Consider the following 11,572-nt stretch of genomic DNA (forward strand, 5'->3'; position numbering starts at 1 on the left):
AGCACCGAGGTGTTCGCCAAGCCCCTCGCGGACGGCTCGGTCGCGGTGGGCCTGTTCAACCGGGGAGGCGGCACGGCCACGATCACGACCACCGCCGCGCAAGTCGGCCTGGCCGGCGGTCCGTTCACCCTCACCGACCTGTGGACCGGCGGCACGTCGAGCACATCCGGGCAGATCTCGGCGAGCGTCCCCGCGCACGGCGTGGCCGTGTTCCGGGTGAGCGGCGGCAGCCCGCTGGCGGCCACCACCTCGCGGTTGCGCGGCAGCGCGTCCGGCCGGTGCGTGGACGTGGACAGAGCCTCCACCGCGGCCGGGGCCACGGTGTTGATCTGGGACTGCCACACGGCCGCCAACCAGCTGTGGACCACCTGGGCCGGTGGTGAGATCCGCGTCTTCGGCGACAAGTGCCTGGACGCATACGAGCGGGGCACCGCCAACGGGACCCGGGTCATCTCCTGGCCCTGCAACGGTCAGGACAACCAGAAGTGGACCGTCGGCTCCGACGGGTCGATCCGCAACGTTCGCGCCGGGCTGTGCCTCGACGTCAACGGCGCCGGCACCACCAACGGAACCCCGCTGGTCCTGTGGACCTGCAACGGTCAGGCCGGCCAGAAGTGGAACCGCACGTGAGGGACGCCGTCCACCGGCCACGGCGCCATCGGGAGCGCACCCGGACAGCCCGGCGCCGGGGCACGGTCCCGCCACCCCCGGAAGGGAGTCGCAGCGTTCGTCAGCACCGGAGTGCCGTGGGTGACGACGTCGATCTGCCAGGGCAGCCCCTTGGAGAACCGGGCCTCGAGGGTGGCGTTGACGCCGTAGTCGCGATCACCGGCCGGCTTGGTCCTGATCTCTGTCAGCGGAGGGAGAGAGCCTGGTTCAGTGGTCGAGGGGCCGGTAGTCGAACCAGTCGAAGTGGACGGTGCCCTCCACGGCGTACATGCCGATGACCCGGCCCGTGAAGCCGCCGGCGACCTCGGTCGACAGGTAACGGCCGTCGAGGTTCGCGAGCTCGGTGAGTGTGCCGTCGGGCTGTTCGACGCCGAGGGAGACGACGTCGGGTCCGGTGCACGGCCCGTGCGGAGGGGGTGGTTCCGAGACGGTGACGGCGAGGACGACCGGCCCGGCGGGCACGGAGCGCGCGGCCACGACCGTGCGCAGGGAGCCGACGCGCGCGACCACCCGGACCCGCGTGCCCGAGACCTCGATCGCGTAGTGGTGCCGTTCGTCGAGCCGCACCGCCAGACCACCGCTTCCCTCCGCGGTGTCCAGCAGAACGCGCGCCCGGCACGACGGGTGCTGCTGGCGCCTGCCTGTGAACACCACGTCGGGCTCGTCCAGGGAGCCGCCCCGCGCGCGGAGCGTCAGCCATCCCGGGCGCTCCTTGAGGGTGCAGTGCTCGGCCGGCCGGTCGCGCAGGGAGATCCAGGACGGTCGCAGCTCGGCGAGCGCGAAGTCGTCCCGGTGGTCCTCGGCGGGGCCGGGGGAGAGCGGCCACGGCGGTTCGGGCAGGTCCAGGGCGACCTCGCCGACGACCGGCCAGTCGTCCACCCAGGTCACGGGTGCCAGGAAGGTCTCCCGGCCGAGCACGTGCCAGCCCGGGGTGCCGCCGCCCGGCCGGACCCCGAGCAACACCATCCACCAGGAGCCGTCGGGGCCCTGGACCAGGTCGGCGTGCCCGGTGTTCTGGACAGGGTGGTCGGTGCCGCGATGGGTGAGGATCGGGTTGGCCGGGCACGGCTCGAACGGGCCGGCGGGTGTACGGCCCCTGGCGATCGAGACGCCGTGGCCGCGTTCGGTGCCGCCCTCGGCGATGAGCAGATACCAGTAGTCGCCGATCCGGTACAGGTGCGGCGCCTCCGGAGCCTTGGCGCCCGGCCCGCCGGACCAGAGCCTGTGCGGTGTCCCGTGCGTCTGACCGGTGGACGGGTCGATACGGACCTGGGAGACCCCGGCGACCGTGCACCAGCAGGTGCCGTCCTCGTCCCAGACCAGGTCCGGATCGATGCCGGGGACGCCCGGCGCCCAGACGGGGTCCGACCACGGTCCGGCGGGGTCGGTGGCCGTGACGATCAGGTTGCCGCCGCCCTCGCTGCAGTTGGTGACGATCAGCCAGAAGCGGCCGTCGTGGTGGCGCAGGGTGGGAGCGTAGATCCCCCCGGAGGACGGCATGGAGTGAGGCAGGCGCAGTTGCTCCGGCCGGTCCAGCACGTTGCCGATCTGCGTCCAGCGCACCAGGTCACGACTGTGGAAGAGGGGCACCCCGGGGAAGTACTCGAAGCTGGAGCAGGCCAGGTAGTAGTCGTCGCCGACGCGGCAGACGCTGGGGTCGGGATGGAAGCCGGGGATCACGGGGTTGGTGGAGTGTCCGTCCGGCTGGCGCAGAGGGGGCACCCGACAGGTCCTCTCGTCGGTTCGTGATGCGGGCGTGGAGTGGTCGGGCGAATCCGGACTTGCCGTGCGGGGTCAGGCAGCCCACCGTGGGCGAGCGCAGCCGGAAGGCTCTGCCCTCACCGGGCGTTCCGAGATGCGTGAGGCGCGTGCTGCCGTCGTCGGGGAAGACCATGTCGAGGCGAAGTGCCGCGTGCCCCCAGTGAAAGGTCCCGAGTTCCTCGGTCATGTCGGCCCTTTCGAGGCGGCCCTCCTGCGGCAGGTGTCGAAGCGCTTCACCGCCAGGCGCAAACTAGCGGACATCTCCCCTGCGAAACAAGAGTTCCGACAACTGGCGGCTCTGTGCTGGTGTACGGACGGCTCAGAGGCATGAGTACGTCGTCGAAGCGCTTCGACGTGCCAGCGGGACGAGAGTGGTGGGCGCCTCGTGTACCGGCCCACGCGGGCCCGCTGGCCGCCGACGCGGGCGTGGGCGGCCGGACACGGCCTTCGGCGGCGTGCGCCGAGGCCGTGAGCCGTGCGAGTACATGCCGCAGGGACGGACGTCACCGGCACGGCGCCCGGCGGCCCAGGCGCCGTGCGTATCGGGAGCGTGGGGGGACCGCCTCGCATCGAACGCTGAGGGATGCGGCGGACGTCCTCGTCGAGCGGGGCCACCCGGACGACGCCCCGCAGGCCTGTTCCCCGAGGCCCGTGGCCGTCCGGACTGCCGTGGCCGGTTGAGCGCCGTGTCCCGCGGCGGGATGCTGGAGGCAGCGCCCGTGACGGGTGGCGCGGCGCCGTGCCGGGGCGCGGCAGGAACGAGGTCGGGATATCCCATGGAATACGAGCCCGACACGACCACAGGAGTAAGGGGAATAGCCGCACCCGACGACTTCGCGGTCGTCATCGACGCCCGCGGACTCGTCATGATGTGGAGCGCCGGAGCCGGGCGACTGCTCGGCTACCGGCGCGAGGAAGTGGTGGGTCGGCAGGCCGCCGGCCTGCTCGCCGCGCGGCTGCCCGTCTCGATGCGGCGCCACCTGGCCGCTTGGGAACCGTGGACGAGTGATGTGGTGCTGCGGAACCGGCACGGAGACCGTGTCACCGTGCAGCTCCGGGGCACGCCGCTGGTCGACACGTACGGGGGTCCCCACTGGATCGTCACCCGAGCGGTGACGACGTACGCCTCCGCACCGAGCGACGCGGGGACGGCGGAGCTGTGGGACCTCACGCTCGCGCAGCTCCCATTGCCCGTGGCCGTCTACGACAGCGAGGCACGGTTCGTCACGTGCAACCAGGTGATGAGTCAGGCCATGGGCCTGACACCGCAGGAGATGAGGGGCCGGACGTTGTGGGAGATCTATCCCACCCCACCCATGGACGAGATCGATCGCCTTCAGCATCACGTCGTGCGCACAGGCGAGATGATCTTCCGCGAGAATCAGCCGTTCCGGGCATCGGGCGAGGTCCGCGACCACGCCTGGTCGCTTTTCCTCTCCCCGCTCAAGGACCCGGCGGGCGCGGTGTCGGGGATGTCGGCGCTGGTGATCGACATCACCGAGCAGTACTGGGCCCGACGTCGCCTCGCCGTGTTGAACGACGCCAGCGTGCGCATCGGCAGCACGCTCGATGTGACCCGTACGGCAGAGGAACTGGCCGAGGTGGCGGTGACCGGGTTCGCCGACTTCGCCTCCGTCGACCTGCTGGAGTCGGTCGTCCAGGGACGCGAGCCGCAACCCGTACCCCGCGGAACGCCGGTCGTCTGCCGCCGTACCGCGAAACGGTCGGTGCTCCAGGGGTGCCCGGAATCCGTCGTCCGGACAGGTGACACCGACGTCTACCCTCCCGGCTCCCCACCGGCGCAGGCCTTGGTCACCGGTCGGGGCAGCCACTACAGCGTGGGCGACCCGCCGCTGCGCGCGTGGTCGACGGCCTCCCCGGCCCGCGCCGAGAGCATAAGGCGTTTCAAGATCCATTCGGTGATGATGGTGCCACTGAGAGCGCGAGGGATCACCCTCGGCGTGATGCAGCTCCTGCGACACCGCACAGCGGATCCCTTCGTCCAGGACGATCTGACCCTCGCCGAGGAGATCGCCGCCCGGGCGGCCGTGAGCATCGACAACGCCCGCCGCTACACCCGCGAGCACCGCACCGCGCTCACCCTCCAGCGCAGCCTGCTGCCCGAGCGGCTGCCGGGCGCGGAGGCGGTGGACCTCGCCTATCGGTACCTCCCCGCCGGTTCGGGCGACGAGATCGGTGGCGACTGGTTCGACGTGATCGCCCTGTCCGGGGGACGGGTCGCGCTGGTGGTCGGCGACGTGGTGGGCCACGGCGTACACGCCTCGGCCACCATGGGCCGCCTGCGCACCGCGGTACGCACCCTCGCCGACGCCGATTTCACCCCCGACGAGCTGCTCACCCGGTTGGACGACCTGGTCGTCCGCCTCGACCGGGAGGAGGGCCCGGAGACGCGGGGGCAGGCGGAGGAGGCCTCGGGAGAGGTCGGGGCCACCTGCCTCTACGCCGTCTACGACCCCGTCACCGGTTGCTGCGACCTGGCACGGGCAGGGCACCCGCCGCCCGTCCTGGTGTCCTCCGACGGCACCGCGCGTGTGCTGGACCTGCCCGCCGGGCCGCCGCTCGGGCTGGGGGGACTGCCCTTCGAGGCCGCCCGGATCGACGTGGGCGAGGGCAGTCTGCTCGCCCTCTACACCGACGGCCTGATCCAGGCCCCCGACCGCGACATCGACGTGGGACTCGACCTGCTGAGTGAAGCGCTCCGCCGCCCGGCCGCCAATCTGGAGGACACCTGCGACGAAGTCCTGCGCACGCTACCGCCCGACCCTCCTGCCGACGACATCGTCCTGCTCTTGGCCCGCGCCTCCACGCTCGGTGCCGACCAGGTCCGCACCTGGCGGCTGCCCATGGATCCCGCCGCCGTCGCCGGGGCCCGCAAGATGGCGGCCGAGCAGTTGGACACCTGGGGGCTGGCCGAGCTCGAGTTCGCCACCGAGTTGATCGTCAGCGAGCTGGTCACCAACGCCATCCGGTACGGCAACGGCCCCGTCGAGCTGCGCCTCATCCGCGCCGACGCACTCGTCTGCGAAGTCTCCGACGGCAGCAGCACCGCCCCGCACCTGCGGAGGGCCCGCGTCTTCGACGAGGGCGGACGCGGACTGCTGCTCGTGGCCCAGGTCGCCGAGCGCTGGGGCAGTCGTCAGACCTCCGTCGGAAAGACGATCTGGGCAGAACAGCCCCTGCCGCGTGAGCCCGAGCGCGACGACGGCCGGCCGCGCGCGAGCGGCTGACGCCCGCCTCGATGATGCGCTGCACGGAGTCACACTCCGGGAAGCACCGAAACAGCCCGGTCGGTCGGCGTCGTGACGCACGACGGCTCCCCCCGGGTCAGTCGGCGATGCCGTCGAAGGCGATGCCGGATGACGAAGAAGACGGCCGTGGAGCCCGCCGAGAACCAGCGCGAAGACCTTGATCCAGAAGTCGAGGACTCCGTCGGGCGACTACGTCATCAACCCCAACAAGGGTTCGGCCGACGGACGATGATTGACGCGATGCCGTTCCGGCTGTGGGCTGCGTGCAAGAATGGCGCCCGTGACCGGATCGTCATCGTCGCCCGTTGCCGAGAGCACGCCCGGCCGTGTCGGTCTGGGTCCTCGCGCCGCCGCAATACTGGTGTTCGGATCCTCGGCAGCGGTTCTGGTCGTCGAGATCGTCGCCTTGCGGCTGCTCGCCCCCTACCTCGGCCTGACCCTCGAGACCAGCACCCTGGTGATCGGCATCGCACTCACCGCCATCGCCTTCGGCTCCTGGATGGGCGGGCACATCGCGGACCAGGTCGATCCACGCCGGCTCATCGGACCGTCGCTCGGAGTGTCCGGAGCGGTGGTGGCGCTCACCCCGTCCGTGTTGCGCAGCACCGCGGAGTGGGCGCCCGCGGTGCTTCTGGTCATCGCGTCGCTGACCATCCTGGTGCCGGGCGCGCTGCTCTCCGCGGTGACCCCGTTCGTGACGAAGCTGCGTCTCACCAACCTGGCGGAGACCGGTTCGGTGGTCGGCCGACTTTCGGGGATCGGCACCGTCGGCGCCATCGTCGGCACCGTACTCACCGGCTTCGTCCTCGTGTCGCGGTTGCCGGTCAGCGGCATACTGCTCGGCCTCGGGGCACTGCTGGTGGCAGCCTCGGCGTGGATCGAGTGGCGAACCCGCGGGTGGAGCGGCGCCCCGGCACTGACACTGGTGGTCCTGGCCGGTGGTCTGGCCGTCACGGCGGCGCCCGGGGGCTGCGACGTGGAGACCAAGTACCACTGCGCACGGGTCGTCGCGAACCCCGACGGGGGCAACGGCCGCACGCTCGTACTGGACGGCCTGCGGCATTCGTACGTCGACGTCGACGACCCGACCCAGTTGAAGTTCGCGTACGTGCGCGCCATCGCGTCGGTGGTCGACGCCGCCTTCCCGCAACGTGAACCACTCGTCGCCCACCACCTGGGCGGCGGCGGACTCACCCTTCCCCGCTACCTCGCGGCCACGCGGCCCGGCACACACAGCCTCGTCTCCGAGATCGACGGCGGGGTCGTGCGCATCAACCGCGAGCAACTGGGACTGCGATCGCAAGCCGGTGTCGACGTACGCGTCGAGGACGGCAGGCTGGGCCTGCGGCGGCTGGAGACCGGCAGTCGTGACCTGGTCATCGGGGACGCCTTCGGGGGCGTCAGTGTCCCGTGGCACCTCACCACGGCGGAAGCGATGGCTGATGTACGGCGTGTGCTCAACGAGGAAGGTCTGTACGTGGCCAACCTCATCGACCACGGTGGCATGGACTTCGCACGCGCCGAAGTGGCCACCCTGGGCGAGACGTTCGAACACGTCGCCCTCCTCGGTGAACCCGCCGACATAGGCCAGGGCCCGGCTGCCGACGCCGTCGGCGGCAACCTGGTGGTGCTCGCGTCCGATCGGCCGGTCGATCTGCGCGCAGTTCAAAAAGCTCTCGACGCCCGGCGAACCGGCTGGAGGATCACCACCGGGCAGGACCTCACCTCCTGGACGGGCGATGCCCAGCTCCTCACCGACGATCACGCACCCGTGGACCAACTCCTCCAGCCCTACAGTCCGCAGAGCGGCCGGTGACAGGGATGCTTGCGGTGACGGGACGGTCCGGTGCGAACCCTGCGCCCGACAAGGCGGCCGGGGCCCGCTCCGCAGCGGTACGCGGGTGATGGTGCCGCCTCCTTGAGGCCGGCCCCCGCACACCACGAGTCGTGGCCGGTATCCCGGGGAGGCAGTAGTGGCAATGGATCCGGGACGGCAAGCCCGACCGCGTTCCGACGGACGGCACTGGTTCCGGCAGCCCCTTCCGCCGTTGCGGAGCGCACCCCCAGGACGTCCCTGGTCCAGGTGCCGCGCGACGCGATCCGGCCCGGGCCCCGCTCCTCGAGAGGAACGGGCCCCGGGCCGGGCGACGTGGCTGTGGCAGTGCGTCAGGACCCGGGATCAGACCCGGGTGAGGCGGACCGCCACGGTCTCGCTGACCGTCACCGGCAGGTCGTAGTCCGGGTCCGTCGCCGTCGCGCGGCCCTCGACCTCGACGTTCCCCTTCTGGAAGGGGACCGAGCCGGTGGGTACGGCGGTACCGGTCCAGGCGACAGGGGCGCCCGGGGTGCAGGACACCGATGTGGAGAAGGAACCGCGGATGAGGTCCCGCTTCTTCACCTGCGTGACATCGCCCGCCACGGTCACCTGCACCGGCTTGTTGCAGCTCACCGTGCCGTGGAGGGTGGCCTTGCCGTTGAGGGAACTGGCGGTGCCGGCCAGGGCGATGTCGAGGCCCAGGCCGAGTTCCGCCGGCGGGGCGGGGTTCTCGATGTGGACCTCACCGCGCGCGGCCGGGGTGCCTCCCTCGCAGTGCTGCACAAAGGTGGCGTCGAGCTTCTTCACGTAGCCCTGCGGGCCGAATTCCACTGCGGCGACGGTGAAGGTGCCGGTGAGCTGGTTGCAGCCGCGGCCGTTGCCGCTGAGCGACAGGCCCGGTTCGGCCCCGTCGTTGAACGGGTAGCGGGTGGCTCCGGTGTAAGTCCCGGGCGTCAAGGTCTTCCCGGACGGCGCCGCGAGGTTCAGGGTCCACCAGTCACCGTTCGCTCCGTCGAGGGAGACGGTGACCACCCTGTTGTCGGTGTTGCCGGAGACGTCCATGCGGTCTTGGGACGCCGTCGCGTAGGTGTAGGACCGGCCGCCGCTGATGTAGTCGTCCTCGTCACCGTTGAAGCTGAAGGAGCCTTCGGTGACCGGCAGGGCGTGTGCCTCCGTCCCGGCGAGCAGACCGGTGGTGCCGGTGGCCATGGCCAGCGCCAGCGCGAGGGTGGCGGTGGCACGGGCCAGGGCGCGTCTGGGCAGGCTGAGCTTCATAGATGTTTCCCCTGGTGAGATGACGTGAGTTCCGTCCGCCGACGTGGTGCCTCCGCGTGGCTGTTCGCACGCTTGCCCGCGTGATCCCGTCGGCGAGGCGAGTCTGCCAACCCAACGGATGTGCGACAACTGTGTTTCCGGCGTGGTGAGTTGATCTTTCAGCCAACACCTGATGTCGGCGTCGTACATCGAACAGGGGCTTTGCTGTGCCTCAAACCGCCGCGTCACCGTGGTGGGTCGGGCCGGGTCGTAGTCCCGAGTGGTAGGACAACGGCGTGAGATCAACGTGCGGTTGGAGCGGTGAAGGTCACAAAAGCATATCGGGCATTCGGGACTTGGATCTTCACGGAAGGCTCACAAGTTGGCTACGTTGGTCACCGACTGCACGAGTTCCGCCGATGGGTGGATGGTCTCGTGCACGCTCGGACGAAAGGAGCGCCCTTTCCATGGCGCCGGAACGAACCTCGTGCCCCGCAGTGGCCGACTTGGCGGGCAAGGTCAACTCCCTTGTACCGGCGGACGTCACTGCTGAGGCCCGGCTCTCGCCGTCTGCTGGTGGCCACGGTGGCGACTGAGAGCGAAGCGCTGAGCCCTGACGAGGTGCGTCGGTATGTCGACCACCTTTACGATCGGGCCGAGAACGCCACGGGTACCTTCAACGCGACCCGTGCCGCCAACGCGGCCCGCGCCGCCGCGATCCCGCGCCAGCGGAGCGCGGGCACCCGCGAGCGCTCCCGGGAAGACACGGAGCCCGCGTTCGGAGCCCTGACCCGCCAGTGGTTCGACGCCGCCCGTGCCAAGCTGGGCCCGATCATGCCGACTTCGCTGCCGGACGAGAGGCTGCCGGTCCGTCCCGACGCCGCGCCCCGGACGGCGCGATCCGCGCGCCCGGCGGAACGTCCCGCCGAGCCCCTCGCCCTCGAAGCGCCCAAGGAGCCCACACATGCTGTGTGGGAGCTGACCGGCGGATCGGCTCAGACGACGACGCCTGTTCTCCCGCAGCTCTCCGGCCCTCCCGTCGCACCGGCTGCGGCAGGCGAGTACACACAGGACGAGAGCGCTTGGCGTGCCGACACGCATGTGACTTCCGGCGAGGGCGTGGCGACATGGCCTCTGTACGAGCCCGAACCAGCCCTCGCTCCAGAGCCCGAACCAGCCCTCGCTCCAGAGCCCGAACCAGCCCTCGCTCCAGAGCCCGAACCAGCCCTCGCTCCAGAGCCCGAACCAGCCCTCGCTCCAGAGCCCGAACCAGCCCTCGCTCCAGAGCCCGAACCAGCCCTCGCTCCAGAGCCCGGACCAGTGCCCGCCCCGCAGCCCGCTGCGGCGCTGCCCGTCGGTCCAGCCCCGACCGCGTCCTATGACACCGCGTCCTATGACACCGCGTCCTATGACACCGCGTCCTATGACACCGCGTCCCATGACACCGCTACCTATGCCGCCGGTCTGCCGGACATCCCTGTACCGGCCGCTGCGGCTCTTGCTCCGGCACTGCCCGTCGAACCGGCCGCCGCACCCGTCCCCACCGCGCCGACGACGGCTGCCGTCCTCACTGCGCCGGTCATCTCGGCGGCAGGGGAAACCACCTTCACCAGCGTCGCGTCAGCCGCCCACGGCGGGTCCTGGCTGTCTCCGGCAGTCGGCCACAGTACCCAGACCGAGCGGGTGATCGCCTTCGCCCGAGGGCAGATCGGCCGGCCGTGCGTGTGGGGCGCGGCCGGGCCCGGGTCGTTCGACGCCCCCGGACTCACCCAGGCGGCATGGAAGGCCGCCGGCGTGACGCTTCCCCGGACCACCGAGGCCCAGTGGAGGGCGGGGTTGCAGGTCGCGCTCACTGAGGTCCAGGTGGGAGACCTGGTCTTCTTCCATGACGACCTCAGCCACGTCGGCATCTGGAGCGGCGGCGGCGTGATGATCCACGCCCCGGGTCCGGGAGCGCGCATCCGGGAGGAGTCGGTCTTCTTCGCCGGTCAGTCGGCGATCAAGGGCGTGGTGCGCCCGGCCTGATGTCGGCCTGGCCATCGGCCGGGTGCCGTCTGTGGTCGGCCGAGTTCGTCCGGACGGTCCGAACCGGGCGTGCCTGGTTCAGGGCCTGGCACGACGTGGGGCCGGGGGCCATGTCGCGTTCGGCGCGCCTTTCCCAGCCTGGCGCCTGTGGGGCCTCTTGGGGGCAGGGTGGTGCGCCGCAGGTGGGCTGGCGTGGCATCAGAGCCTCGATCGGCGTCGGGACGCCGTGACCAGTTCCGCCACGGTGGCGAACTTGTTGCGCGGTCTGCCGCCGCGTCGGCCGCGCCGGCGCTCGGTCCGGTCGATGGGCGCCATGCCGCGGGCGTCCACGAGATCCGGCGCGCGGCGCCGTGCCAGGCGCGGGAAGGCGTTCGCAGAGTGAGCGGGCACCGCCAGCACGCCGTCGACGGCGTCGGCGAGCCGTCAGTCCGGTCACCCGCCCCTTGCCGTGCGGAACGGTCCGGTCGCCTCGTCGAACGGCAGTCCCGGCACCGGCGCGTCCCGGGAGCCGATGGCGCGCAACACGGTCGTGGAGGGCAACAGAGCCTCGCCGCTCGCACCGGTGACGCACACGGCCCGCACGTTCCCGTCGTCGCCCCCACGATCTCCGTCGGCGCGGAGTGGAAGCGCAGCACGATACGGCGGTCCGCAGCGGGCGGGTGCGACCAGTCGGCCTTCTCGCGACGCACATTCCACAGTAGCGCGGCGAGTTCGTGCGGTCCGGCGGCGTCGATCGCGCTGCCGATGCGTGGGTCGGCGGCGGCGCACCCGCCAACGG

General features: G+C 71.3%; 6 protein-coding genes and 1 pseudogene. 4 read left to right on the plus strand and 3 right to left on the minus strand.

The genetic code is table 11. The features are described from left to right. A partial coding sequence (locus QNO09_RS34785) for an RICIN domain-containing protein (protein ID WP_283974223.1) occupies positions 1-630 on the plus strand: 630 nt, incomplete at its 5' end. 246 nt (positions 631-876) lie between these two features. Here the strand turns inward: QNO09_RS34785 and QNO09_RS34790 are convergent. Next, the gene (locus QNO09_RS34790) at positions 877-2,391 is read right to left on the minus strand and encodes a glycoside hydrolase family 43 protein (protein ID WP_283974224.1); all 1,515 of its coding nucleotides are present in this window, start codon (positions 2,389-2,391) and stop codon (positions 877-879) included. Between the two features lie 815 nt (positions 2,392-3,206). Here QNO09_RS34790 and QNO09_RS34795 point away from each other — a divergent pair. Further along, positions 3,207-5,678 (plus strand): SpoIIE family protein phosphatase, encoded by a 2,472-nt coding sequence (locus tag QNO09_RS34795; protein ID WP_283974225.1) that lies wholly within the window; start codon positions 3,207-3,209, stop codon positions 5,676-5,678. 301 nt (positions 5,679-5,979) lie between these two features. Then, a complete protein-coding gene (locus tag QNO09_RS34800; protein ID WP_283974226.1) occupies positions 5,980-7,515 on the plus strand; it encodes a fused MFS/spermidine synthase in 1,536 nt (511 codons plus the stop codon). Positions 7,516-7,878: 363 nt separating this feature from the next. On the opposite strand, the gene QNO09_RS34805 is transcribed toward QNO09_RS34800, so the two are convergent. Further along, the gene (locus tag QNO09_RS34805) at positions 7,879-8,790 is read right to left on the minus strand and encodes a hypothetical protein (protein WP_283974227.1); all 912 of its coding nucleotides are present in this window, start codon (positions 8,788-8,790) and stop codon (positions 7,879-7,881) included. Between the two features lie 1,299 nt (positions 8,791-10,089). Here QNO09_RS34805 and QNO09_RS39785 point away from each other — a divergent pair. Beyond that, positions 10,090-10,794, plus strand: coding sequence for a C40 family peptidase (locus tag QNO09_RS39785; RefSeq protein WP_349637009.1), 705 nt, complete (start codon positions 10,090-10,092; stop codon positions 10,792-10,794). A gap of 198 nt (positions 10,795-10,992) precedes the next feature. On the opposite strand, the pseudogene QNO09_RS40130 reads toward QNO09_RS39785, so the two are convergent. Beyond that, a pseudogene (locus QNO09_RS40130) lies at positions 10,993-11,549 on the minus strand (ferredoxin-NADP reductase); the annotation flags it as partial. Positions 11,550-11,572: the final 23 nt, after the last annotated feature.

This window comes from Streptomyces sp. 378, from assembly GCF_030124145.1.
GTDB lineage: Bacteria > Actinomycetota > Actinomycetes > Streptomycetales > Streptomycetaceae > Streptomyces.

Excerpts from the sequence above, each read along its gene's own strand:
- QNO09_RS34795 (WP_283974225.1), top strand. The coding sequence starts at position 3,207 with ATGGAATACGAGCCCGACACGACCACAGGAGTAAGGGGAATAGCCGCA.
- QNO09_RS34805 (WP_283974227.1), bottom strand. The coding sequence starts at position 8,790 with ATGAAGCTCAGCCTGCCCAGACGCGCCCTGGCCCGTGCCACCGCCACC.